Origin of the sequence: Azospirillum lipoferum (assembly GCF_024170005.1) — a bacterium.
GTDB classification, from domain to species: domain Bacteria; phylum Pseudomonadota; class Alphaproteobacteria; order Azospirillales; family Azospirillaceae; genus Azospirillum; species Azospirillum lipoferum.
The window spans coordinates 284,474-307,917 of record NZ_JALJXJ010000004.1 but is presented as its reverse complement, the minus strand read 5'-3'; the positions used below and the strand labels follow the sequence as shown (position 1 = coordinate 307,917).

21 protein-coding genes are annotated in these 23,444 nt (G+C 65.1%); 13 read left to right on the top strand and 8 right to left on the bottom strand.

Annotation, left to right across the window (positions count from 1 at the left end; all coding sequences use genetic code 11):
• Positions 1-23 precede the first annotated feature (23 nt).
• Complete coding sequence (ahpC, locus tag J2848_RS11550) at positions 24-587, bottom strand: alkyl hydroperoxide reductase subunit C (protein ID WP_149231141.1); 564 nt, start codon at positions 585-587, stop codon at positions 24-26.
• A gap of 249 nt (positions 588-836) precedes the next feature.
• Between ahpC and J2848_RS11545 the strand changes: the two genes are divergently transcribed.
• Both J2848_RS11545 and J2848_RS11540 read left to right on the top strand, forming a co-directional pair.
• A complete protein-coding gene (locus tag J2848_RS11545; protein WP_149231140.1) occupies positions 837-1,748 on the top strand; it encodes a hydrogen peroxide-inducible genes activator in 912 nt (303 codons plus the stop codon).
• A 101-nt stretch (positions 1,749-1,849) separates the two neighbouring features.
• The gene (locus J2848_RS11540; RefSeq protein WP_149231139.1) at positions 1,850-2,764 is read left to right on the top strand and encodes a prephenate/arogenate dehydrogenase family protein; all 915 of its coding nucleotides are present in this window, start codon (positions 1,850-1,852) and stop codon (positions 2,762-2,764) included.
• Between the two features lie 76 nt (positions 2,765-2,840).
• On the opposite strand, the gene J2848_RS11535 is transcribed toward J2848_RS11540, so the two are convergent.
• The 3 genes from J2848_RS11535 to aceA all read right to left on the bottom strand — a co-directional run bounded on the left by J2848_RS11535 (position 2,841) and on the right by aceA (position 7,216).
• A complete protein-coding gene (locus J2848_RS11535; RefSeq protein WP_149231138.1) occupies positions 2,841-4,538 on the bottom strand; it encodes a methyl-accepting chemotaxis protein in 1,698 nt (565 codons plus the stop codon).
• Positions 4,539-4,790: 252 nt separating this feature from the next.
• Positions 4,791-5,354, bottom strand: a complete 564-nt coding sequence (locus J2848_RS11530) for a DJ-1/PfpI family protein (protein ID WP_085092123.1) — start codon at positions 5,352-5,354, stop codon at positions 4,791-4,793.
• Between the two features lie 584 nt (positions 5,355-5,938).
• Positions 5,939-7,216 (bottom strand): isocitrate lyase, encoded by a 1,278-nt coding sequence (gene aceA, locus J2848_RS11525; RefSeq protein WP_042697577.1) that lies wholly within the window; start codon positions 7,214-7,216, stop codon positions 5,939-5,941.
• Between the two features lie 301 nt (positions 7,217-7,517).
• Here aceA and J2848_RS11520 point away from each other — a divergent pair, with 301 nt between their 5' ends.
• The 3 genes from J2848_RS11520 (at position 7,518) to J2848_RS11510 (ending at position 11,987) form a co-directional block, all read left to right on the top strand.
• Positions 7,518-8,960, top strand: a complete 1,443-nt coding sequence (locus J2848_RS11520) for a helix-turn-helix domain-containing protein (RefSeq protein WP_149231324.1) — start codon at positions 7,518-7,520, stop codon at positions 8,958-8,960.
• Between the two features lie 239 nt (positions 8,961-9,199).
• On the top strand, positions 9,200-9,973 hold the full coding sequence (locus J2848_RS11515) for a ferredoxin--NADP reductase (protein WP_149231137.1): 774 nt from the start codon (positions 9,200-9,202) through the stop codon (positions 9,971-9,973).
• Between the two features lie 232 nt (positions 9,974-10,205).
• Positions 10,206-11,987 carry a glycoside hydrolase family 17 protein gene (locus J2848_RS11510; RefSeq protein WP_149231136.1) on the top strand — a complete coding sequence of 594 codons (1,782 nt, stop codon included), beginning with the start codon at positions 10,206-10,208 and terminating at the stop codon, positions 11,985-11,987.
• Positions 11,988-12,012: 25 nt separating this feature from the next.
• Here J2848_RS11510 and J2848_RS11505 read toward each other — a convergent pair whose 3' ends face one another.
• Positions 12,013-12,546, bottom strand: a complete 534-nt coding sequence (locus J2848_RS11505; RefSeq protein WP_246193815.1) for a hypothetical protein — start codon at positions 12,544-12,546, stop codon at positions 12,013-12,015.
• 253 nt (positions 12,547-12,799) lie between these two features.
• Here J2848_RS11505 and J2848_RS11500 point away from each other — a divergent pair, with 253 nt between their 5' ends.
• Positions 12,800-13,444 (top strand): DUF47 domain-containing protein, encoded by a 645-nt coding sequence (locus J2848_RS11500; protein ID WP_149231134.1) that lies wholly within the window; start codon positions 12,800-12,802, stop codon positions 13,442-13,444.
• A gap of 233 nt (positions 13,445-13,677) precedes the next feature.
• On the opposite strand, the gene J2848_RS11495 is transcribed toward J2848_RS11500, so the two are convergent.
• Entirely contained in the window at positions 13,678-13,938 is a 261-nt protein-coding gene (locus tag J2848_RS11495) for a hypothetical protein (protein ID WP_149231133.1), read from the bottom strand.
• Between the two features lie 221 nt (positions 13,939-14,159).
• Between J2848_RS11495 and J2848_RS11490 the strand changes: the two genes are divergently transcribed.
• Positions 14,160-15,173 (top strand): inorganic phosphate transporter, encoded by a 1,014-nt coding sequence (locus tag J2848_RS11490; protein WP_149231132.1) that lies wholly within the window; start codon positions 14,160-14,162, stop codon positions 15,171-15,173.
• Positions 15,174-15,535: 362 nt separating this feature from the next.
• On the opposite strand, the gene J2848_RS11485 is transcribed toward J2848_RS11490, so the two are convergent.
• Both J2848_RS11485 and J2848_RS11480 read right to left on the bottom strand, forming a co-directional pair.
• On the bottom strand, positions 15,536-16,228 hold the full coding sequence (locus J2848_RS11485; protein WP_149231131.1) for a metallophosphoesterase family protein: 693 nt from the start codon (positions 16,226-16,228) through the stop codon (positions 15,536-15,538).
• Positions 16,229-16,240: 12 nt separating this feature from the next.
• On the bottom strand, positions 16,241-16,693 hold the full coding sequence (locus J2848_RS11480; RefSeq protein ID WP_149231130.1) for a DMT family transporter: 453 nt from the start codon (positions 16,691-16,693) through the stop codon (positions 16,241-16,243).
• A gap of 688 nt (positions 16,694-17,381) precedes the next feature.
• Between J2848_RS11480 and J2848_RS11475 the strand changes: the two genes are divergently transcribed.
• The 6 genes from J2848_RS11475 to dcsG all read left to right on the top strand — a co-directional run bounded on the left by J2848_RS11475 (position 17,382) and on the right by dcsG (position 23,439).
• Positions 17,382-18,314, top strand: a complete 933-nt coding sequence (locus J2848_RS11475; RefSeq protein ID WP_211103091.1) for a YqcI/YcgG family protein — start codon at positions 17,382-17,384, stop codon at positions 18,312-18,314.
• Between the two features lie 51 nt (positions 18,315-18,365).
• The gene (cysK, locus tag J2848_RS11470; RefSeq protein WP_149231129.1) at positions 18,366-19,328 is read left to right on the top strand and encodes a cysteine synthase A; all 963 of its coding nucleotides are present in this window, start codon (positions 18,366-18,368) and stop codon (positions 19,326-19,328) included.
• A gap of 80 nt (positions 19,329-19,408) precedes the next feature.
• Entirely contained in the window at positions 19,409-20,614 is a 1,206-nt protein-coding gene (gene metX / locus J2848_RS11465; RefSeq protein ID WP_149231128.1) for a homoserine O-acetyltransferase MetX, read from the top strand.
• Positions 20,615-20,737: 123 nt separating this feature from the next.
• Positions 20,738-21,484, top strand: a complete 747-nt coding sequence (locus tag J2848_RS11460; protein WP_149231127.1) for an SDR family oxidoreductase — start codon at positions 20,738-20,740, stop codon at positions 21,482-21,484.
• Positions 21,485-21,568: 84 nt separating this feature from the next.
• A complete protein-coding gene (dapF, locus tag J2848_RS11455; RefSeq protein ID WP_211103090.1) occupies positions 21,569-22,438 on the top strand; it encodes a diaminopimelate epimerase in 870 nt (289 codons plus the stop codon).
• Between the two features lie 86 nt (positions 22,439-22,524).
• Entirely contained in the window at positions 22,525-23,439 is a 915-nt protein-coding gene (dcsG, locus tag J2848_RS11450) for a D-cycloserine synthetase (protein WP_149231126.1), read from the top strand.
• The last annotated feature ends 5 nt before the right edge of the window (positions 23,440-23,444 follow it).

Sequence of the window (23,444 nt, the reverse complement as noted above, 5' to 3'; positions counted from 1 at the left end):
CAGGGTTCCCTTGAGGGGAAACCTTAGATCTTGCCGACGAGGTCGAGCGACGGGGCGAGGGTCTTCTCGCCTTCCTGCCACTTGGCCGGGCAGACCTCGCCCGGGTGGGCGGCGACGTACTGGACGGCCTTGATCTTGCGCAGCAGCTCCTTGGCGTCGCGGCCGACGCCGCCGGCGGTGATCTCGACGATCTGGATCTTGCCGTCCGGATCGACGACGAAGGTGCCGCGGTCGGCCAGACCGACTTCCTCGATCAGGACCTCGAAGTTGCGGCTGATCGCCAGCGTCGGGTCGCCGATCATGGTGTAGTTGATCTTGCCGATGGCCGGCGAGGTGTCGTGCCAGGCCTTGTGGCAGAAGTGGGTGTCGGTCGAGACGCTGTAGACCTCGACGCCCAGCTTCTGGAATTCGGCGTAGTTGTCGGCCAGATCTTCCAGCTCCGTCGGGCAGACGAAGGTGAAGTCGGCCGGATAGAAGAACACGACCGACCACTTGCCCTTCAGGTCGGCGTCGGTCACGTCGATGAACTTGCCGTTCTTGTACGCGGTCGCCTTGAAGGGCTTAATCTCGCTGTTGATCAAGGACATTTGTGTTCTCCGATGGATGCGATGATTGGTTGTCGCCCCAATCCCTGGCCGCTGGCCCCGGCCGGTGGCCGTGACATGCCCGACTTAGTGCGGCGCACCGCGTCGAACAAGGGGGCCTGCCGTGTGGCCAGGGAGCGGGGCGTCGTTCCGTTGTCCCGTTGACGAATGGAGGAATACGGGAAATCTGTGATCAAGAGAAGTAGAAAATACCAATTGAATTGATCGATAAATCCGATTACATATCCGGGCATGAAACCGCTCCCCACCCTGCGCCAGCTCCGCTATCTCGTCGCCGTCGTCGACCGCTGCCATTTCGGGCAAGCGGCGGAGGATTGCCTCGTCAGCCAGTCCACCCTGAGCGCCGGCCTGCAGGAGCTGGAGGATCTGCTGGGCGCCACACTGGTGGAGCGCACGCGCCGCTCGGTGCTGCCGACCCCGCTCGGCCGCGAGATCGCGGAACGGGCGCGGCAATTGCTGAAGGGGGCGGAGGAGCTGGTGGACATTACGCGGTCCGCCGCCGACCCGATGTCGGGGGCGCTGCATCTGGGGGTGATCCCGACCATCGGCCCCTTCCTGATCCCCCGCGTGATGCCGGCCCTGCGCGAGACCTTCCCGCGCCTGCGGCTCTATCTGCGCGAGGACCAGACGGCGCGGCTGCTGGAGCAGCTGAACGCCGGCAAGCTGGACGCGGCGCTGCTGGCCTTGCCCTATCCGATGGGTGATCTGGAGACGGAGGACATCGCCGAGGACCGCTTCTCCTTCGTCTGCCCCACCGGCCACCGGCTGGGCGGCGGCGACCCGGCGCAGCCCGTTACGGTGCCGTCGGAGGATCTGCTGCTGCTGGAGGACGGGCATTGCCTGCGCGACCATGCGATGGCGGCCTGCGCGCTGGACAGCACGCCGCACAACACCGCCTTCCAGGGCACCAGCCTGCACACGCTGGTGCAGATGGTGGCGAACGGGCTGGGGGTGACGCTGCTGCCGCAGATGGCGGTCGATTCGGGCATCCTGCGTGGACTCGATCTGGCGGTGCGCCCGCTGGCCGCCGACCGGCCGGGGCGGCGCATCGCGCTGGCCTGGAGGAAAACCTCGGGGCGGAAGGAGACCTTCCAGCGGCTGGCCGAAGCACTTCGGGTCGAGATGACGCCGAAGGAAGGCTGAGCGGCATCCCGATCAAAGTATCGCTTGGTCCTGCGGGCGCGAGGTGGTTTAAACGGGACGGTTTTTCACCCGTCCATGCCTCTTCCGGGACACCCAGCGTCATGTCCACCGCCATTGCTGATAGCGCTTTCGCCCCTGGCCCCCTGTTCGACCGCGTCGCCATCATCGGCATCGGTCTGATCGGCTCCTCCCTGGCGCGGGCGCTGGCGGAGTATGAGATCGCACGGCAGGTGGTCTGCGCCGACCGCAGCCCGGAAGTCTGCGCCAAGGCGCTGGAACTCGGCATCGTGGCGGAAGCCTCGACCGATCCGGCGGCGGCGCTGGCCGGGGCCGATCTGGTGGTGCTGGCGACGCCGGTCGGCAGCTATGCCGCGGTGGGCGAGGCGATCGGGCCGCTGTTGAAGCCGGGGACCATCGTCACCGACGTCGGCTCGGTCAAGCAGGCAGCGCTGCGCGACATCGGGCCTCACCTGCCCGACGGCGTTCCTCTGATCCCCGGCCACCCGGTGGCGGGTACCGAGCATTCGGGGCCGGAGGCCGGCTTCGCCACCCTGTTCCAGGGCCGCTGGTGCATCCTGACCCCGCCGACCGGCAGCGACCGTCAGGCACTGGAGCGGGTGACGGAGCTGTGGCGCCGTGTCGGCTCCACCGTGGAGATCATGGAGGCCAGCCACCATGACCGGGTGCTGGCCATCACCTCGCACCTGCCGCACCTGATCGCCTACACCATCGTCGGCACCGCGTCGGACCTGGAGGAGGACACCAAGTCCGAGGTCATCAAGTTCTCGGCCGGCGGCTTCCGCGACTTCACCCGCATCGCCGCCAGCGATCCCGTTATGTGGCGCGACATCTTCCTGAACAACCGCGAGGCTGTGCTGGAGATTTTGCAGCGCTTCACCGAGGATCTGACGGCGCTCCAGCGCTCAATCCGCTGGGGCGAGGGGCAGCAGTTGCAGGACCACTTCACCAAGACCCGCGCCGTGCGGCGCGGGATCATCGACGCCAAGCAGGCGTAAACGAGTCCGACCTCGCCGAGGATTTCCCTCTCCCCAGGGGGGAGAGGGAAATCCTCGGCGGTTTCGTTCCTGCCCCCTACGACGCCCGCAGTGCCCCCAGGAAGCCGTCGACCTCCTGCCGCATCCTCCCCGCATCGCCGGTCACCGTGTCGACCGAGCGCACCATCACACCGCTGGCCTGTTCGGCCGACGCGGCGGCGGCGGTGACGGCGGCGATGTTGTCGGAGACGCTGCGGGTGCCGTCGGCGGCATCCTGGATGTTGGCGGCGATCTCGCCCACCGCGGCGGTCTGCTGCTCGACCGCGGCGGCGACCTCGCCGGAGATCTCGTTCAGGCGGGCGATGGTGCGGGTCACCGCGCCGATGGTGTCGACCGCGGTGCCGGACGCGTTCTGAATCTCGGCGATGCGCGCCTGGATCTCGGCGGTGGCTTTCGCGGTCTGGCCGGCGAGCTGCTTCACCTCGCTCGCCACGACGGCAAAGCCCTTGCCGGCCTCGCCGGCGCGGGCGGCTTCGATGGTGGCGTTCAGCGCCAGCAGGTTGGTCTGGCCGGCGATGCCGGAAATCATGTCCACGACCTTGCCGATCTCCTCCGCCGCCTCGGCGAGGCTGCCCATCACGGCGGTGCTGCGTTCGGCGTCGCGGGTGGCGTCGGCGGCGATGCCGGCGGAATCGGCGACCAGCTGGGCGATGCCGGCGAAGCTGGCCGACAGTTCGGCGGTGGCGGCGGCGACGCTGTCGACATTGGCGGAAGCGCGGCCAGCGGCCGACGACACTGCGTCGGAATGGCGCGCCGTCTCGGCGGCCCCCTCCGCCATCGCGGATGATGCGGCGGCCATTTCGGCGGTGGAGGACGACAGCGCTTCGACCAGCCGCTTCACCGTCGCCTCGAAGCCGTCGGCCAGCGTGCGCAGTTCGCGGCGGCGCTCTTCGGCGGCGGCGGTCTTCAGCCGCTCCTGCTCCTGCTGGAGGCGTTCTGTGTCGAGCATGGTGTCGCGGAAGACGCGGGCGGCGGTCGCCATGCGGCCGATCTCGTCGCGGCGGCCCTCTTCGAAACTGGCGGTGAAGTCGCGGGCGGCCAAGCGTTCCAACGCACCCGCCACGTCGAGGATCGGGCGGGAGATGCCACGCACCAGCACGGCGCCGAAACCGAGCGCCAGCAGGGTGCAGAGCGTCACCCCGCCCAGCACCATGCCGTGGGCGCTGTTGTAGACCGCCGCCCCCTGGTCGGCGACGGCGCCGGCATCGGCCATGGTGCCGTCGACCAGAGCGTCCAAAGCCTCCTGCACGCGGGCGAAGGCGACGGCGCTGGGGCGTTTGAAGACGCTGACGGCGGACTGGGCGTTGCCGTCGCGCGCCTGACTGCGCACCCGGTCGGCAGCGGCGGCATAGGCGGTCCAGGCCTCGTCGAAGGCGGCCAGACGCGCGGCACCCTCGCCGCCGGTGAAGCGGGATCCTGCGGCCTGACGGCGGGCCGCGACCTCGGTCACCGCGTCGGTCCAGCCCTTTTCCGCCTGGTTCACCTGCATCTCGTTGGTGGCGAGCGCATAGGCGGCTTCGGCGATGCGGTGGCTCTGCGCGGCCGAGGTCAGTTGACCGGCCAGCTGGGTCGCGGGCAGCGAGCGGCTGCGCATGGTTTCGGCGGCATTGTTTAGGATTTCAAGCCGGCTGAGCGTGAAAAGCCCGAAGGCGCCGGCCATCACCACGGTGCCGAGCACCGCAATGATGATCTTGGCGCGGATGGTCAGTCGTCCGAATGCACGAATTTTAGCCATATTGCCCGCATCCCCGCCAAAGCTTCGGAAAGATCCCTATCCACGCGAAGGTATTGTTCGACCCTCAATCTTACTAATCCGAATGTTTAAAATTATCAACGCGGAAGGTGAGTGAATTCCTCGGAAATTCGGTGGATCGACCAATGGTCACAGGTGCGGGATTGGAATGGAGCGGGGATGGATCCCGAAAACGAAACGGCCGCCGCACCCGGGTGGTGCGGCGGCCGTTTCGGGACCGTCTGAGGATGGAGATCAGGCGGCCTTGCGAACGGAACCCAGCTCGGTGAACAGCTTCACCACGGCTTCGACGAACTCGTTCAGCTGGTCCTGGCCGAGCGCCGAGACCGTGATGTCGTCGACGACCAGCGCCTCTTCGCTGATCCGGCCGCCGGCGGCGGTCAGGTCGGCGCGGTAGGCTTCCGGGGCGGCCAGCAGGCGGCCGCGCAGCTTGCCGGGGATGGCGAGCAGCTGGATGCCCTGGTCGATGGCGGCGATCGGCTTGCCGGCATCGAGGAAATGGCCGACGATGCGACGGGTGTGGGCCGACTGCTGCAGCTTGGCCACGCTGCGCTCACCACCCGGCAGCAGCAGCATGTCGAAGTCGGCGCCCAGCGCCTCGCTCAGATGCTTGTCCACCGGGAAGTAATGGCCCCAGGACTTGCCGTGCCAGCCGTTGACCAGACCCGTCTCGGTCGAGATGGTACGCAGCGTGGCGCCGGTCTTGATCAGGGCGCGTTGCGGCTCGGTCATCTCCGCTTCTTCGAAGCCGTTGGAGACGAGGATGGCGATGGACTTTCCTGCGAGCGATTGATCCATACTGTCTTGTCCTTTCATCGTTTCACCAAAGAACGCCGGAGCATCTCCGATGGCCTGTCGGCCAGGGGAGAACCCGCCGGGGGCCCCGCCGGAGCAGGGGGGCGGTCGGGAAACGGTCATCGCCGCGCATGGGGATGCGCGGCGGCCAGTTCCGCCCGCCGGGACCCCGAGGTCGGGTGCCGGCGTGTGGGACCTTTACGTCCCGGATCGGTTTGTTTTCAGCATGCGGACTTAATTGGTCCCGATGCCGTTCCAAGTCAACAAGGGATTCCGCGGCGCACCCAAGCCTGCGGCGCTCCGGAATCGGCTGTGGATGGTGGATTCCGCGGCATTTTCCAGCCCAGTTCAAGACTTTCGACCGATGCGGACCGTACCACCGGTTGATGTCACGCAGGGCTGCCATACCACAGGGGCGTGGCTTTACCGACGGGTTATTCCCAAAGAACCGCCACCGGATGGTCCGGACATAAAAAAGCGGCCGGGGGGAAGGCCCCCGGCCGTCGGCAAGTCAAAGCATCAGCCGTTCGAAAAGATCCAGCTCGCACACTGGATCACGGACCACTCCCGTTGATCGGAACCTGCGATCAATGGAACTGGTCAGCCTCGGTGGAGTCCTTGTACGCGGTGGTCGAGGAGGTGCCGCCGGAGATCGCCGTGGCGACCGCGTCGAAGTAGCCGGTGCCGACTTCGCGCTGGTGCTTGGTGGCGGTGTAACCGTCCTTCTCGGCCGCGAACTCGGCCTGCTGCAGTTCGGAGTAGGCGGCCATGCCGCGCTCGGCGTAGCCCTTGGCCAGGGTGAAGGCCGAGTAGTTCAGGCTGTGGAAGCCGGCCAGCGTGACGAACTGGAACTTGTAGCCCATGGCGCCCAGCTCGCGCTGGTACTTGGCGATGGTGGCGTCGTCCAGGTTGGCCTTCCAGTTGAAGGACGGCGAGCAGTTGTAGGCCAGCATCTTGCCCGGGAACTGCTTGTGCACGGCCTCGGCGAAGCGGCGGGCCTCGTCCAGGTTCGGCTTGGAGGTCTCCCACCACATCAGATCGGAGTACGGCGCGTAGGACAGGCCGCGGGCGATGCAGTGATCGACGCCCATGCCCTTCTTCAGGCGGAAGAAGCCCTCGGTGGTGCGGCCGCTGTCGAAATCGATGAAGGGATGGTCACGCTCGTCGATGTCCGAGGTGATGAGCTGCGCCGACTCCGCGTCGGTGCGGGCGATCACCAGGGTCGAGGTGCCGCAGACGTCGGCGGCCAGACGGGCGGCGTTCAGCGTGCGGATGTGCTGCTGCGTCGGGATCAGAACCTTGCCGCCGAGGTGGCCGCACTTCTTCTCGGACGCCAGCTGGTCTTCCCAGTGCACGCCGGCCGCACCGGCCTTGATCATCGCCTTCATCAGTTCGAAGGCGTTCAGCGGGCCGCCGAAGCCGGCCTCGGCGTCGGCGATGATCGGCGCGAACCAGTAGGTGTCGCCCTTGCCCTCGGAGGTCTGGATTTCGTCGGCGCGCTTGAAGGTGTTGTTGATGCGCTCGACCACCGCCGGGACCGAGTTCACCGGATACAGGCTCTGGTCCGGGTACATCTGGCCGGCCGTGTTGGCGTCGCCGGCGACCTGCCAGCCCGACAGGTAGATGGCCTTCAGGCCGGCCTTGACCGCCTGCATCGCCTGGTTGCCGGTCAAAGCGCCCAGCGTGTTGATGTAGGGCTCGGTGTTCAGCAGCTCCCACAGGCGGCGCGCACCCAGCTCGGCCAGCGTGTACTCGATCTTGACCGAGCCGCTCAGACGCTTGACGTCGTCCATGGTGTAGTCGCGGCGGATGCCCTCGTAACGGGCGGCGTGGATGGCGGTCTTGGTCTTTTCATCGAGCGACATGGGTCAGGTTCCTTTTGTCCGGTGCGCCCGGTCGATCGGGGCGGGCCTGGGGTCTCGGGGCGGGCCTTTTGTCGGTCCCGGAACCGGTTGTGGGCAGTGGCGTTTCCTCCCGCCTTGGCTCTGCCGTCCGGTGTCTTCGGGGCTGCTTGCGCTTTACAGCGCGGCCGTGGATCAAGACTTAAACCCGGCCCGAGTGCGTTGCAATAAGCCCTTGTTTGTAAAAAGGTCCGTTTGTAAACTGCCGTCTTCACAAAGCTGTAAATCGGTAAATCTTGTAAAGCGGAGAGGCGCGGTGGCAAGCATGGAAAAGAAGGCGATGCTGGGGCCGAAGGTCCGCCGCCTGCGCCGCGACCAGGGGCTGACCCAGGCCCAGATGGCCGACCAGCTCGGCATCTCCCCCAGCTATCTGAACCTGATCGAGCACAACCAGCGCCCGGTGACGGTGCCGCTGCTGCTGAAGCTGGGCCAGCAGTTCGGCGTCGATCTCCAGGCCTTCGCCGAGGATGAGGAAAGCCGGCTGGTGGCCGGCCTGCGCGAGGTGTTCGCCGACCCGCTGTTCGATGGCTCCGACATCAAGAACCAGGATTTCCGCGAACTGGCGGCGGTGGCGCCGACGCTGGGGCAGGCCGTGGTGGCGCTCTATCGCGGCTTCCGCGGGGCGCGTGACGATCTCCAGGCCCTGGCGGAGCGGGTGGCTGACCGCGAGAAGCTGCATCTGGTGCAGGCCACCGGCTTCCCACAGGACGAGGTGCGCGACCTGTTCCAGGCCCATTCCAACCATTTCCCCGAACTGGAGGCGGCGGCGGAAAGCCTGTGGCAGGACGGCAAGCTGGAGCGCGGCGACCTCTATCGCGGGCTGGTCGACTGGCTGAACACCCAGCACAGCGTGCGCGTCCGCCTGCTGCCGTCGGAGGTGATGGGCTATGCGGTGCGCCGCTTCGACCGCCACAGCCGGCGCATCCTGCTGTCGGAGATGCTGGCACCGTCGGGCCGCACCTTCCAATTGGCCTGCCAGATCGCGCTGCTGCGCCACCGCGACCTGCTGAACGGCATCGTCGACGCCGCCAACCTGTCCGACGACGAGGCGCGGCGGCTGGCCCGCATCGGGCTGGCCAACTATTTCGCCGCGGCGGTGCTGATGCCCTATGGCCGCTTCCACGAGGCGGCGACCCAGCTGCGCTACGACATCGAGATCCTGCGGCGGCGCTTCGACGCCTCCTTCGAGCAGGTCTGCCACCGGCTGACCACCCTGCACCGGTCGGGGGCCAAGGGCGTGCCCTTCTTCTTCATGCGGGTGGACAGCGCCGGCAACGTGTCGAAGCGCTTTTCCGGCGCCGGCTTCCATTTCGCCCGCTTCGGCGGCGGCTGCCCGCGCTGGATCGTCTATGAGGCCTTCCGCACGCCGGGCAAGATCCACAGCCAGATGGCGGAGATGCCGGACGGCACCGCCTATTTCTCCATCGCCCGCACGGTGGTGAAGGCCGGTGGCGGCCACCGCAGCCCGCCGCAGCAATTCGCCGTGGCGCTGGGCTGCGACGTCCAGCATGCGGCTCAGGTCACCTATGCGGACGGGTTCGACCTGACCAACACCGATGCCGCCACGCCGATCGGGGTGAATTGCCGGCTCTGTCCGCGGCTGGACTGCTCGCAGCGGGCATTTCCGCCGTTGAATCACCGGCTTATCGTCGATGAGAACCTGCGGGGCCTGTCGCCCTACCTGTTCGCCCCGCCCAGTGCGGAGTGAGCAGCGAATTGACCGGGATCAATGTTGTACGGCGCAGACTGTGTTGTTTACCGGAAAGCCCGTCATTTGACTGGTATAAATCCGTGGCCTTCGGTCGGGATTGTTGATAGGTTTCGGCCGTTGCGTCGCGGCAGCTCCGCATGCGTGTTTGCGCACCGGCCACCTGAACGCAGCGTCCCGGACTTTGGTATTGAACATTGCCAACAGAGCTTGGCCTCGACAGGTTTTGGAACGCCCAAATGAGCAATCTGATCAAAGAGCGCGTGCTGACCGTTCACCACTGGACCGACACGCTGTTCAGCTTCACCACCACGCGCGATCCGTCCTTCCGCTTCCTGCCGGGGCAGTTCACCATGATCGGGCTGGAGGTCGAAGGCCGGCCCCTGCTGCGCGCCTACAGCCTGGTCAGCGCCCATTACGAGGAGACGCTGGAGTTCTTCAGCATCAAGGTGCAGGACGGCCCGCTGACCTCGCGGCTCCAGCACCTCAAGGAAGGCGACACGCTGCTGGTGAACCGCAAGGCGACCGGCACGCTGATCACCGACAACCTGCTTCCCGGGCGGAACCTGTATCTGCTGAGCACCGGCACCGGACTGGCGCCGTTCCTCAGCATCATCAAGGACCCGGAGATGTACGAGAAGTTCGACCGGGTGATCCTGACCCACGGCACCCGCACCGTGGCGGAACTGGCCTATGACGACCTGATCCACCACAGCCTGCCGGAAAACGAGTTCTTCGGCGAGCAGGTGAAGGAAAAGCTGCTCTATTACCCGACCGTGACGCGCGAGCCCTTCCGCAACCAGGGCCGCCTGACCACGCTGATGGAGACCGGCAAGCTGTACGAAGACCTGGGCCTGCCGGAGCTGGACGCCGAGAAGGACCGCGTGATGATCTGCGGCAGTCCGGCGATGCTGGCCGAGACCACGGCGATGATGGAAAAACGCGGCTTTGTCATGGGCACCAACGGCGAGCCGGGCGGCTTCGTCATCGAGAAGGCGTTCGTGGAGCGGTGATGGGAGTGGTGAGGATGCCGGGAGACCGGTTTCCCACGGAATAAACTTCCCGTCCCGCCTGTTTACCAATCTGTGACGAAGGCACGTCACTCAATCCTTGACCGACTGGGCGCGCCTCCTTTGGGGGGCGCGCCCATTTTCTGTCCGCCTCCGTGAATAAAATCGCCGTCCGGCCTGTTGGTGCGACGGTCACCGTTCAAACCGTCAAGCCTTTGGTGTAGACATCCCGCCCATGCGCCTGATCCTCATCCTCGCCGCGATGATCGTCGCCGGCCTCGCGAATCTCGCCGTCTGGTCCCTGCCGAACCGCCCGGTGCCGCTCGACCCGCCGCCCGGCGGCAAGCTGCGCAGCGTGTCCTTCGCCCCCTTCCGCGACGGGCAGAGCCCGCTGACCGGCGTCCTGCCCTCCACCGCCCAGATCGAGGAGGACCTTGCCGCGCTGGCGCCGCAGGTGGCCGGCATCCGCACCTACACCTCGCTGGAAGGCTTGCAGGTGGTGCCGGAGTTGGCGCGCAAGCACGGCATGCAGGTCACCATGGGGGCGTGGCTGTCCTCGCGCACCGACAAGAACGAGGCGGAGATCGCCTCGCTGATCGACCTCGCCAACCGCTATCCCGACGTCATCACCCGCGTCATCGTCGGCAACGAGGTGCTGCTGCGCCGCGAGCTGACGCCGGAGCAGGTCGCCGGCTACATCGACCGCGTCAAGGCGGCGGTGAAGCAGCCGGTGTCCTATGCCGACGTCTGGGAATGGTGGCTGAAATATCCGCAGATCGCGGACCATGTCGATTACCTGACCATCCATCTGCTGCCCTATTGGGAGGACGTGCCGGCCGGCGTCGAGGCGGCGACCGAGCGCATCCGCCAGAGCTACCGCACCATCGCCCACCGCTTCCCCGGCAAGCCCATCCTGGTCGGCGAGACCGGCTGGCCGACCCAAGGCCGCTCGCGCGGCGCCGCCGTGCCGGGGCTGGTCAACAAGGCGAAGTTCGTCAACGCCTTCGTCCGCATGGCCGAGCAGGAGGGCTTCGACTACAACGTGATCGAGGCCTTCGACCAGGAATGGAAGGCCAAGCTGGAAGGCACGGTCGGCGGTCATTGGGGCCTGTACAATGCCGACCGCACGCCGAAATTCTCGCTGGCCGGGCCGGTCGTCGGCAATGTCGCGTGGCCCTGGCTGTTCGCGGCGTCGAGCGGGCTGGCTCTGGTGCTGCTGGGCGGGCTGTCGCTGCTGCGCCGTCCTGTGCCGGGCACCGGCTGGGTGGTGCTGATCCTGCTGGCGCAGGCGCTGTCGACCCTTTATGTCCGAGCCGCCTTCCTGGCAGAGCATGGCAAGCATTACTGGCAGGACACCACGCTGGCCGTGGCGATGCTGGCGCTGACCGCGGCGCTGGCGCTGGCGGTGCTGCTGACCGCTCACCGCACGCTGGCGAGCGGCGGTCTGGCCAGCGAGCCGCTGGTCGGCCTGCGCCATGCCCGCCCGGCCCTGACCCGCACCGAGCGGGTGGGGCGGTGGAGTGCGGTGGCGCTGGGCGTGGCGGCGCTGGTCTGGTCGCTGCTGATCGTCTTCGACGGCCGTTACCGCGACTTCCCCAACCCGTACCTGCTGATCCCGGCGGTGGCGCTGCCGGCGCTGGGGCTGATCCGCGCCGCCCGCCGGCCGGCGGGGACGGAGGCGCGCGATGCGCTGGGCATCGCCAGCCTGTTCCGTCCGGCGGTGCCCGTTGCCGACGGCGAGCCGCGCGGCCTGTGCGGCGCCGTCCGCCGCCTGCCGGTCGAGTCGGTGCTGGGCTTCGGGCTGCTGCTGGCGGCACTGCTGACCGTGGTGGCCGAGGGCTTCGTGCCGCTCGAATCGCTGATCTACGGCCAGCTGCCTTTCCTGGAGGCGCTGCACGAGGTCGACTGGACCCGGCCGAACTGGGAAGCGCTGGGCTGGGCAGCCTTGCAGGTCCTGCTGGCGCTGCCCTTCCTGGCTGGGGTGTGGAGCGCCCGGCGTCCGCTGCGGCGGATTTAATCTGCGACGGATCTGGGCAGGGGACTCAGGTTCGGATTAGCCCGTCCTGCTTTGTCGGTTCCGGCGTCGGCGTCGGCGTGGGCGCCGGGGCCGGTGTCGGCGCGGCGGGCGGCGTCAGCTGCCAATTGTCCAGTGCCCGCTTCAGCGCGTCGAGCCCGGCGCCGGCCGTGCTCTTCGCCTCGTCTGCCGCACGGGTGATGGCGGTGCAGAGAGCGGCGCGGCGCTTCGGATCGTTGCGGCTTTCCTCCAGCGCGCGGCCGACATCGTCGGTCGTGCCACCCTTGGCGTCGGGCGGCACCGTCTTCGGGTCGATGCCCAGCAGCGGCAGCAGATACTCCCGCCCCTTCTCGCGCGCCACCGCCGCGGCCTTGTCGCCGAAGCGCTCCGCCGCCGCGACGCCGGTATCCCAGGCGCCGAGTGCCGCCGCGACGGTGGGGCTGCAGCGGCCGGCGGGATCATCGGGCATTGTCGTCTGGGCATGCAGCGGGGCGGCGCTCAGCAGCAGGGCGGCGAGTGTCGGCACTGCAAGACGGTGGAGAGGGGCGGGTGGGCACGTCATGGGGGAGACCCTGTGGTCGGGGAAGGGCTTCGCGGAGATTTGGGAAGGCCAGGGCCCGCTTTCCATGGGGGGCCTTCATTGGCTTGCCCAACTGGTTTGCGGGAGGAAAAGCGGCACTATGCCGCGACCTGTGGCGATTTTGCTACCAAATGACCGTTTCATGACCTTTACATGGCATGCTGCCGCTGCACCGCACCGCGAAGCATGCTAAGAGCAGCGCCAAACCACCCCAGTCTACGCGAGTCACCGTCCCATGCTGCTGCGCGCATTCCGTTCGCTGATGCCGAAGGAGGAACGCTTCGTCGACCAGTTCGTCGAGCAGGCCCGCCATATCGTGGCGGCATCCATTGCCCTGGAAGCGGTGATGGACTCCGGACCGGACGAGCGCGCGCAGAAGATCGCCGCGCTGAAGCGGGTGGAGAAGGATGCCGACCGCGTCGCCAAGGACGCCGGGCGCGACCTGCACCGCGCCTTCATCACGCCGTTCGACCGCTCGGACATCCTGTCGCTGATCAACGCGCTGGACGATGCCATCGACCTGATGGACGAGGTGCCGCGCCATGCCGGGCTCTACGGAGTCGAGGTGTTCGACGAGCCGATGCGCCGCTTCGTCGTCCTGATCCGCCAGCAGGCCGACCTGCTGGTGGAACTGATGCCGCTCTTGGGCGCCATCGCCAGCAACGCCGAGCGGATCGAGCATCTCTGCGGCCGGCTGTCCGACCTGGAGGACGAGGCCGACGATGTGCTGCGCGGTGCGCTGAAGGCGTTGATCGCCGAGAAGCCGGACATGATCGCCTTCCTCGGCCGGCGCGAGCTGTATGAGATGCTGGAGGCGGTGACCGACCGCTGCGACGACGTCGGCGACCTGGTCGCGGGCATCACGCTCGATCAGGTCTGAGGCGGCACCGTGTGTGGATGCCCCCCGGTTAAGCAAGAGAAATCTTCTGACACTGCGCGGCGTGCAGGGAGTTCTATCGGTCGTGTGTCAGGCCCCGTAAAGTGGCCTGAGCAGGCCACGGGCCGGTATGCTGTTCGAAAGATGGAGCCCACATCGGTTCAGAGAGCTATGACGCTCGCGCGCCGGGACTGGATCTCTTCATCTGAACATTGAAGTCCTTGCCGCCTACACCGTCAGTCGATCTTCCTGCCCCGGGCCGGGTGGCCCGCAACGCATTCCGTCGGTCGCCTACAGCTTCCTTCGGAGCACGCTGTCCGATAATCCTGTTGCTTGACCACCATCGCCCAGATGGCGCGCGCCATCTTGTTGGCCAGGGCGACGGCGACGACCATGCGCGCAGGAGATGGCCAAGCCAGTTGTCCGGGTTCGTACCGCGTCGGCAGATCCATCGGACGCAACTCATGATCGAGCGCCACCAGATAGGTTTCGGCCATGCTGCCCTCCACTGCAATGTCAGACAAACACCGCATCCTGGCATGCTCCGATGCCCAGGAAAGGGGGGCATCCGCACCATCAGTTCAGGGCAAAGCCCCTCCGGCTTGGGCGAAGGACCGCGCCCGGGAGATAGTAGTTGGCATGAGCATGACGGCGTGCGACACGTGCGCCAAGCTCGGGCCTGGAATGCTCCACAGTTTCGGTATGTTGGAAAGACGCCATGGATACGATGATTATCGGCACACCTCTTCTGGTATTCATTATAGCAATTGCGCTTGCATTCGATATGACGAATGGAGCCCATGACGCGGCCAACAGTATTGCCACTGTAGTTTCCACGCGGGTACTAAAGCCTCAATACGCCGTTGTCTGGGCAGCATTCTTCAACTTCATTGCGTTTCTGTTCTTCGGACTTCACGTTGCTAACACTATCGGGAAGGGCATCATCGACCCCGCGGTCGCGGACCCGCGTGTGGTGCTCGGCGCGCTCGGTGGCGCCATCTTCTGGAACCTGATCACTTGGTGGGGAGGCATCCCGTCGAGCAGCAGCCATGCGTTGATTGGGGGGCTCATCGGTGGTGCCGTTGCCAAGACAGGCACCACGTCGGTGTTGGTGTGGGAAGGTATCGGGAAGACTGCCGCTGGCATTGTGGTGTCTCCGCTGCTGGGGTTCGTCCTTGCTCAAGTACTTATGCTTGTGGTGTCGTGGATTTTCGTTCGCTCGACGCCGTTCGCGGTAGATCGTCGTTTCCGCCGTGGGCAGCTATTCTCCGCAGCGCTGTACTCCCTTGGGCACGGTGGAAATGATGCCCAGAAGACGATTGGTATCATCGGCATTCTTCTGTTCTCTCAGGGCTACATGGGCAACGAGTTCCACATTCCTTTATGGGTGGTCATCATCTGCCAGGCGGCGATGGGGCTCGGCACGCTGATGGGCGGGTGGCGAATCGTCAAGACGATGGGCTCCAAGATCACCGACCTGAAACCGATGCAAGGCTTCTGCGCCGAGAGTGCCGGAGCGATGACACTGTTCCTGGCCACGCACCTCGGCGTTCCGGTATCCACCACCCACACCATCACCGGGGGCATCATGGGAGCGGGCGCCGCCCGCAGGACCTCTTCCGTGCGCTGGGGAGTCGCGCGTGGCATCATCTGGGCTTGGTTCATCACCATCCCCGCATCGGCTGTAATCGCAGCGGTCACTTACTGGATCACCGCTCCGCTCTTCTGGTGAACGAACCATCGACCGTGACAGGTCGGGTCCACCGCGCCGCGCTCCGGGCCTACCCCGAGTCACCGCGCGGTGACGCCGAGGGGCTCCTTGAGGCGATCTACGCTGCCTGGGCCTTGGCACCTACAGCAGACTGGAGCCGTCGGCGGCTATCATCCGCGTGAGAAAGGCGCTCATCCAGAGACTAAGCGACGGGCGCTACGCCGCAGAGGCCTCTTGCTGCACCTTGTCGGTACCGTGGGCTAACCTATGTGTGAAATAGCACGCGGCTGGGACCCCAGAGTTTCGATCTTTACCAACGCACTCCCATGCCGATCAGCGTTGAAACCCCCGCGCCGATTCACACTCGGCGCGGTTCAAAGCCATCAAACCGAACCGGTTTCGAGAATAGCGACAAGTTCGCTTTCGACCGGACGCGGCAACGCCAGCTCCCTGAGCTTCGCAACGGTTGCTTCAACCGGGTACCGGAAGGATTTAAGTTCGAAGTGGCCGTTTTGACAGACGGCGTAGCTTGCCAGCGAAGTGCCGGTTCGAGGTTGGCCGAGGCTTCCCGGATTCAGCACAATCATGTCACGGACCTTGCGAAGCATCGGCATGTGGGTGTGCCCGACAAGAAGGACATCCGCCTGCAGTCCATCGAGTGCCGAATCCCACCTTCCTGTTTCCGTCGGGTAGCGTCCGTAGAGCGGGTCTGTAGGCATTGCGTGCGTCAGGTGAAACAGCAGACCGTCGCGTTCGGCCTGCGCCTGCTGCGGAAGCCCGCGGAGATAAGCCTTCTGTTCTTCGCTGAGGACGGAGGAGGTGTATCGTCTGGTCGCTTCGGCTATCGGGCGGTAGCGCGGACTCCAGCGTGAGTCGTCGTCGTAAGCCACCGCGTGATCATGATTGCCTTGTACGACCATGGAAGCCTTTTCCATGACGTACGCAACGACTTCCCTTGGCTGCGGGCCGTAGTTGACAAGATCGCCGAGGACCCAGAGTTCGTCATACTCTTCGGGCAAGGCACGTAAGGCTTCGTGGTTGGCATGGATATCGGAAATGATGACGAGCTTCACCATGGCCTCCCAGCTTCAAAGGCGGATCAGGACGACGCCCAGGAGTAGAGAAGCCGCGCCGGCCAGGCGAGTGAGGCTGACCGGGTGGTGAGGAAGCCCGAACAGGCCGAAATGGTCGAAGGCGAGCGAGCCGAGCATTTGTCCGACGACGATCAAGGCGAGAACCGTCGCGGCGCCGAGGCGGGGAACCATGAGAATCGCGGTGCCGATGAACAGCGCACCGAAAAGCCCCCCGGTCCATGACAGCCAAGACACCGACCCGGCGAACGAATCGGACAGCCGGGGGCTGGAGGAGGTCAGCGCGACTGCCAGCATCGCCAGCATGCCGACGAAATAGCTGATGAAGCCTGCCCACCAGGGCGACCCGAGTTCAGCCCGCAGGTTTGCGTTCAGAACCTGCTGCAGAGCTACGCTCACGCCGGCGCCGACCACCAGCAGATATGAAAATGCGGACAAAGCGGCGGTCATGCCATACTCCCCGAAAACGTGCCGGCTCGCATGGATGGTTTTCCATGCAGCGCTCCTGGACCACTGGATAGCAGGGCTGGGCCGTTGCCGTCTGGAACGGATGTGACCCGCCTGCCGCGGCCCGAAATCCGCTGCGGGAAATTGCGGGATCGGTCAGCAATCCCGCATAGCGGCAGAGAAGCGGACAACGGCAATTCCAGGGATTTTCCCTTAAATTTATATTTCTTGCACTCGATACAATTTTTTATCGATGAAATCCGCGCGGTCACATTCGTTCTAGAACGCTTGTGAGAGGTTTGATACCCGTTCCGAATGTGAGCAATGAAATAAAATGAATTTCTAGTTGCTCTTTCGTCCACCGTGTATTGATGTCCAAAGACCATTATGCAGTCGAACAAAATACTTCTTTCCAGTCTTCGCTCTATGCACAAATGCGGAGCATGTCATCCGGCCTGTTTCGACCGTGGATGTCGCATTCAAGCAAGAAATACACACCGTTTCACCCTTTCAGGCTGGCGTCACCAGGGGCAGGCAGAGCGCGCCATATCCGCGACCAATTCTAAAAGCCCAGTTTGAAAGGAAGGCAATACACCCGAATTCGGCGCTCCGATCCGCTGGAAAGCCGAAACATGCTCAGACGGCGTTTGCCGTAACGAAATACAAGAGAATAACCGGGAGTGAAATGGTCATGGCAGATGTCTCTGTTATTGGCACGTCTTCTTCCATTGACGGTTTTTCGTGCGATGGCCCTCAACAGGCAGGCGAAAACGAAATGGGCGGTAATTATCGAAAGACAAGAATGCTGTCTCAGGAGCAGGCATCGACGGACGGCTGCGATTGGCACCGCACTGTTCTTGGCAACATCAAGGCGCGGCTCGTCGACGATCAGGAATTTCCCTGTATTTTCGGAAGAAGTGCAATCCGAAAAGGAATATTGAAGTTCATTTTTGTCGAATCGGTCGATCCGGCCGGGATCCGGCATCTCGCGGACGGTCTCGTCGAATATGTCGAGTGCTCGAAAGGATGGGACGGCAATCTCAACACGGCATCTCCGCTGGTCGTCGCCTTTTCCCTGGATGCGATACGGGATGGCTCGTGGGCCGACTACCATGCCTTCGGCTGGAGCGTTCTCCAGAAGCTGCACGAGATCGACCCGATGCCGTGGCCGCAGGACGTCGCGACCGATCCCCATTCGCCATCCTGGTCCATGTGCTTCAATGGCATGCAACTGTTCTGCAACATGAGCCATCCTGCGCACAAGGTTCGCCGAAGCCGCAATTTGGGTGCGCACTTCCTGTTCGTGATCAATCCCCGCGAACGCTTCGACGTCGTCGCCGGCAACAACCCCACCGGACGGAAGGTTCGCAACAATATCCGTGACCGGATCGCCGGATATGACGGCGTGCCGCGATCCCTCCAACTCGGCTCGTACGGTTCCGGGGGGCTCGAATGGTGGCAATACGGCATCATCGAGGACAATGTCGAGCGAACCGACAAGTGCCCGTTCGCCTTTGCCGGCGCGGGACGACCGGAAGACGGGCGGCGGACGGATGAAAGATCGCCAGCCGGTCCCGCGGCCAATCCGCCGGCCCCCTGGGACGGCGGATTGGCCGCGGACTGACGCAGGCGTGACCTTCCTTCCCCATATCGCTTCCTTGCCGAGGATTTTCCGATGCCGCTCTACGACAGCATTCTCGACACGATCGGCCGCACGCCGATCGTCAGGCTGAACCGGCTCGCGCCGGACCATGTGACGGTTTACACGAAGCTGGAGAAATTCAATCCCGGCGGTTCGGTCAAGGACCGGCTGGCTCTCTCCGTCGTGCTCGATGCGGAGAGGAAGGGACTGCTGAAGCCGGGCGATACCATCGTGGAGTGCACTTCGGGCAATGTCGGGATCGCGCTTGCGATGGTTGCGGCGGCGCGCGGCTATCGCTTCGTCGCGGTGATGGGCGACGGGTATTCGGTGGAACGGCGCAAGCTGATCCGCGCCTATGGCGGCAAGGTTCTGCTGTTTCCCAGCGCACTGGGCAGCAGCGGCGGCAACCGCATCGCCGATGAGCTGGCCGAAAAACACGGTTGGTTCCGCGCCAGGCAATTCGACAATCCTGCCAACCCTTCGTACCACCGCCAGACAACGGCTTCGGAGATCCTTGCCGATTTCGCCGGAAAGCGCCTCGACTACTTCGTTACCGGTTTCGGGACCAGCGGAACGCTGACCGGCATCGGCCAGATGCTGAAACTGGCGCGGCCGGAGGTGCGGATTGTCGTGGCCGAGCCGGACAATGCCGCCGTGCTGTCAGGCAAGGGTTGGAACGTTCACCAGATCCAGGGCCTCGCGCCGAACTTCGTTCCCAGCATCCTCGACCGCGAGGTCATCGACGAACTGCTGGAGGTGAACGAGGTGGCCGGTCGCGATGTGGCGCTCCGCCTTGCCGCGGAGGAGGGAATCTTCGTGGGCATCTCCGCCGGCGCCACCGTGGCGACCGCCCTGCGGGTGGCGGAAAGCGCACCGGAAGGATCGGTGATCCTCGCCATGGCGCCCGACACCGGCGAACGGTATCTGTCGACCTTTCTGTTCGACGGCGTCACCGAAGGTTCGGACGACGATTGGCTGGCGTCGCTTGAAGCCTGACCGGCTGCGACACCGCACCGGCCTTCCATCGACGGGCTTACCAGCCTTCGTTCCGCAATATTCCAGCATTCTCCAGGCAAATGAGCGAATTCATTCCTCCGGCGACCCGGTTCATCGATTTGCCCGCCGCCTTTCCGATCAAGCGGGGCGGCGTGCTGCATGGTGCGCGCATCGCATATGAAAGCTGGGGCAAGCCGCAAGACACGCACGACAATACGATTCTGATCGTCACCGGGCTTTCGCCCAGCGCGCATGCGGCTTCGCACGACGGCGATCCCACGCCCGGCTGGTGGGAGGAAATGCTCGGACCCGGCAAGCCGATCGACACCGACCTATGGCATGTGATCTGCGTCAATTCGTTGGGAAGCTGCAACGGTTCGACCGGGCCGGCTTCAATCGATCCGGCCACCGGATGTCCCTATCGGCTGGAGTTTCCCGAACTCTCCATCGAGGATATCGCCGACGCGGCCGCCTTCACGGTACGGGCGCTGGGCATCGATCGGCTGGCCTGCGTCATCGGCAATTCCATGGGTGGGATGACGGCACTATCGCTTCTGGCACGGCATCCCGGTCTGGCGAGCAGCCACATCAGCATTTCCAGCGCGGTCCACGCGTTGCCGTTTTCGATTGCCGTGCGATCATTGCAGCGCGAGGCGATTCGGCTCGACCCGCATTGGAACGGCGGCCATTACGACCACGCGCGTTATCCCGAAAGCGGGATGATGACCGCGCGCAAGCTTGGGGTCATCAGCTACCGCTCGGCCCTGGAGTGGGATGGCCGTTTCGGCCGCCTGCGTTTGGATGCGGCACAGCGCGGCCAGGATGATTCCTTCGGCCGCGAATTCGAAATCGAGAGCTATCTGGAAAGCCATGCGCGCCGGTTCGTGCGCAGCTTCGACCCCAACTGCTATCTCTATCTCAGCCGCTGCATGGACTGGTTCGACCTCGGCGATGCCTATGGCTGCAGCGCCGACCAGGCATTGGCTCGGTTGAGCCTCGATCGGGCGCTGGTCCTGGGCGTATCCAGCGATGTCCTGTTCCCGTTGAACCAGCAACGGCAGATCGCGGTCGGACTGCGGGCGGGCGGGGTGGATGCCAAATTCCTGCCGCTGGAATCGCCGCAGGGGCATGACGCCTTCCTGGTCGACACGGACCGTTTCGGCCCGGCGGTGGCCGGGTTCCTTGCCGACCTGCGGCAGCATGGGATGGCAGGATGGTCGCCGTTGTCCCGAATGAAGGCGATCCAGCCCGCCCATCGCCGGTCCGGAGCTGCGTGCATCCAATAAGGCTGGCCCCAGTAAGGCCAGCCTGGGGCTCCTCCCGCCGGAAAACTCCGCCCCATCGTCCGGCCGGCGATGCCCGCCCCCTCTCCACCCTGTTCCATCGCCCAATCAACCGACGGATGTCCGATGTCGACCCAACCTGCCAAGATCGCCCTCGTCACCGGTGCCACGCGCGGAATCGGCCTTGAGACGGCGCGTCAGCTTGCCCATAACGGCATCCATGTCCTGCTGGCGGGGCGCAATCCGGAACGGGCGGCCATGGCGGCGGAGACGCTGCGCGGGGAGGGGCTTGCGGTGCAGCCCATCCTTCTGGACGTCACCAGGGACGAAACGATCCGGGCCGCTGCCGGCAACGTCGAGCGCGAGTTCGGCCGGCTCGATATTCTCGTCAACAACGCGGCGATCCGCATCGAGCAATATGGCAAGCAGCCGTCCGAGCAGCCGCTGACGCAATGGCGCGAGACGTTCGACACCAATCTCTTCGGCGTCGTCGCAGTCACGCAGGCCTTCCTGCCCCTGATCCGCAAGTCGGCGGCCGGGCGCATCGTCAACCTGTCCAGCCTTCTCGCCTCGATCGGCACCCACAGCAATCCGGACTCATACGCCTACACCGATCATTTCAAATCGCTCCCGGCCTACAGCGCCGCAAAAAGCGGGCTCAATTCCTGGACTGTACATTTGGCATACGAATTGCGCGGGACGACCATCAAGGTGAATGCGGTCCATCCCGGCTACACCAAGACCGACATGAACGACGGCGACGGCTATTTCGAAATCCCGGTCGGGGCCGCCACCGGCGTGCGCATGGCCTTGCTCGACAACGACGGGCCGACGGGAACCTTCGTTCATATGGACGAAACCGTGCCGTGGTGACGGCAATCCCCGCGCCGTGATGACGGCGCATCGCCATGCCGTGCCTTGCTGAACGACTTTGAACCCGAAGAAGGACGACCGCCCTTGCATGCCTCCCCCACGCTTCCATTCAGCAAGATGCACGGCGCCGGCAATGATGTCGTCGTCCTGGACCTGCGTGAGGTGCCGGAGCCTTCGGCAGCCCTGTGCCGGTATCTGTCGGATCGCCACATGGGCGTCGGCTGCGACATGATCCTCGGCATCGCGGCACCGCGAAGCGCGCAGGCCGTCGCCTCCTACCGCATCTGGACCCCGGACGGATCGCCGTCCATGCAATGCGGCAACGGTGCGCGCTGTGTCGCCGCCTGGGTGGTGCGCGCGGGACTTGCGACGGGAGATCGCTTCCTGCTCGACAGCCCGAGCGGTACGCATGCCGTGGATGTGCTCGGTGGCCAGCGCTTCCGGGTGGCTATGGGCATCCCCGCCTTCGCTCCGGACAGAATTCCGCTGGCCGGCTTCGAAAGCGAGCAGGACCTCTACGAAGTCGACCTGACCGGTGGCCGGCGCATCCGCTTCGCCGCGGTGTCAACCGGAAACCCGCATGCGGTGCTGGAGGTGGATGACGAGACCGGCGCGCCGGTCGCCGAGATCGGGCCGGCCTTGCAGAACTCGCGGGTCCTGCCGCCGACGGTCAATGTCGGCTTCGTCAAAGTCGTGAACCGCAAACGCCTGACTCTCCGGGTTTACGAGTATGGCGCGGGCGAAACGCTGGCTTGCGGCACCGGTGCCTGCGCCGCGGCGGCGGTGATGATGCGGCGTGGTCGCGTCGACCGCAGCGTGTCCGTGGCCCTGCCCGGCGGCGAGTTGGACATCGCATGGCCGGACGAGCAGGCTCCCATCATGATGAGCGGTCCGGCCGCCTTCGTTTTCGAAGGAAGGCTGGATACCAGCGCGTTGGTGAACCGGCCGGACTGAAAACATCCGGTCACCCCGGTTCGACACGATATCCCGGGCGCCAGCCCGACTCCCGATTGTCCGTATTCCAAAACTGGATTGGCTCCATGCACCGTCTCGCCCTGGCTACTTCCGTTACCGACCTGAAAAACGACGATGACATGCCGTTGCTGCTGGCGGCGTGCGAGACGCTGGGTGTTCCGGCCGACGTCTGCGCCTGGGACGATCCGGGCGTCGATTGGTCGCGCTACGCTCACGTCGTCCTGCGGTCGACGTGGAATTACATCGAATGCCGTGAAGAATTCCTGGCCTGGGCGGAGCGGGTCGCTGCGACGACCAACCTGGTCAATCCACTGTCGGTGGTGCGTTGGGCATCGGACAAGCATTACCTTGCCGATCTTGCCGCGCGCGGGGTTCCGGTGGTGCCGAGCCGGTTCGTCGAACCGGGGGAGGATGCCCGGGCGGCATTGCGGGATTTCCTGTCCACGAACGGTCAAGCCGCCGAACTGGTTGTCAAGCCGACCGTCGGTTCCTATTCGAAGAACGTGAAGCGGTTCGCCGGAGTGGCGGAGGACGAGGCCCTTGAGCATATCGGCCGCCTTCTGGAGCAGAACCGCAGCGTCATCCTCCAGCCTTATCTTTCGTCGGTCGATCAGGTCGGCGAGACCAATCTCACCTATTTCGATCGTGTCTACAGCCACGCGATCCGCAAAAGCGCGTTGCTCATGTCCGACGGAACGGTGAACGGACCGACCCCCGATTTCCGTGCGGCCCGGGTCGCGGATGCGGATGAGCAGGCCGTGGCGCTGGCGATCCTCGATGCCACCGCCGACCATCTCGGGCTTGGCAGGCCGCTGCTCTACGGGCGCGTCGACCTCATCCGTGGCAACGATGGCAGACCGATGTTGCTGGAACTGGATATTTGCGAACCGTCGCTCTCCTTTCCATTCTGCGACGGCGGCGCCATGCGCTTCGCCCGGGTGTTGGGCCAACTTCTGCAGTCTCAAGAGAGCGGAGCCTGAAAACC

What these genes read in the sequence shown, in the direction of transcription:
- ahpC (WP_149231141.1), bottom strand. Translation starts at nt 587, where the DNA reads ATGTCCTTGATCAACAGCGAGATTAAGCCCTTCAAGGCGACCGCGTAC.
- J2848_RS11545 (WP_149231140.1), top strand. Translation starts at nt 837, where the DNA reads ATGAAACCGCTCCCCACCCTGCGCCAGCTCCGCTATCTCGTCGCCGTC.
- J2848_RS11540 (WP_149231139.1), top strand. Translation starts at nt 1,850, where the DNA reads ATGTCCACCGCCATTGCTGATAGCGCTTTCGCCCCTGGCCCCCTGTTC.
- J2848_RS11535 (WP_149231138.1), bottom strand. Translation starts at nt 4,538, where the DNA reads ATGGCTAAAATTCGTGCATTCGGACGACTGACCATCCGCGCCAAGATC.
- J2848_RS11530 (WP_085092123.1), bottom strand. Translation starts at nt 5,354, where the DNA reads ATGGATCAATCGCTCGCAGGAAAGTCCATCGCCATCCTCGTCTCCAAC.
- aceA (WP_042697577.1), bottom strand. Translation starts at nt 7,216, where the DNA reads ATGTCGCTCGATGAAAAGACCAAGACCGCCATCCACGCCGCCCGTTAC.
- J2848_RS11520 (WP_149231324.1), top strand. Translation starts at nt 7,518, where the DNA reads ATGGAAAAGAAGGCGATGCTGGGGCCGAAGGTCCGCCGCCTGCGCCGC.
- J2848_RS11515 (WP_149231137.1), top strand. Translation starts at nt 9,200, where the DNA reads ATGAGCAATCTGATCAAAGAGCGCGTGCTGACCGTTCACCACTGGACC.
- J2848_RS11510 (WP_149231136.1), top strand. Translation starts at nt 10,206, where the DNA reads ATGCGCCTGATCCTCATCCTCGCCGCGATGATCGTCGCCGGCCTCGCG.
- J2848_RS11505 (WP_246193815.1), bottom strand. Translation starts at nt 12,546, where the DNA reads ATGACGTGCCCACCCGCCCCTCTCCACCGTCTTGCAGTGCCGACACTC.
- J2848_RS11500 (WP_149231134.1), top strand. Translation starts at nt 12,800, where the DNA reads ATGCTGCTGCGCGCATTCCGTTCGCTGATGCCGAAGGAGGAACGCTTC.
- J2848_RS11495 (WP_149231133.1), bottom strand. Translation starts at nt 13,938, where the DNA reads ATGGCCGAAACCTATCTGGTGGCGCTCGATCATGAGTTGCGTCCGATG.
- J2848_RS11490 (WP_149231132.1), top strand. Translation starts at nt 14,160, where the DNA reads ATGGATACGATGATTATCGGCACACCTCTTCTGGTATTCATTATAGCA.
- J2848_RS11485 (WP_149231131.1), bottom strand. Translation starts at nt 16,228, where the DNA reads ATGGTGAAGCTCGTCATCATTTCCGATATCCATGCCAACCACGAAGCC.
- J2848_RS11480 (WP_149231130.1), bottom strand. Translation starts at nt 16,693, where the DNA reads ATGACCGCCGCTTTGTCCGCATTTTCATATCTGCTGGTGGTCGGCGCC.
- J2848_RS11475 (WP_211103091.1), top strand. Translation starts at nt 17,382, where the DNA reads ATGGCAGATGTCTCTGTTATTGGCACGTCTTCTTCCATTGACGGTTTT.
- cysK (WP_149231129.1), top strand. Translation starts at nt 18,366, where the DNA reads ATGCCGCTCTACGACAGCATTCTCGACACGATCGGCCGCACGCCGATC.
- metX (WP_149231128.1), top strand. Translation starts at nt 19,409, where the DNA reads ATGAGCGAATTCATTCCTCCGGCGACCCGGTTCATCGATTTGCCCGCC.
- J2848_RS11460 (WP_149231127.1), top strand. Translation starts at nt 20,738, where the DNA reads ATGTCGACCCAACCTGCCAAGATCGCCCTCGTCACCGGTGCCACGCGC.
- dcsG (WP_149231126.1), top strand. Translation starts at nt 22,525, where the DNA reads ATGCACCGTCTCGCCCTGGCTACTTCCGTTACCGACCTGAAAAACGAC.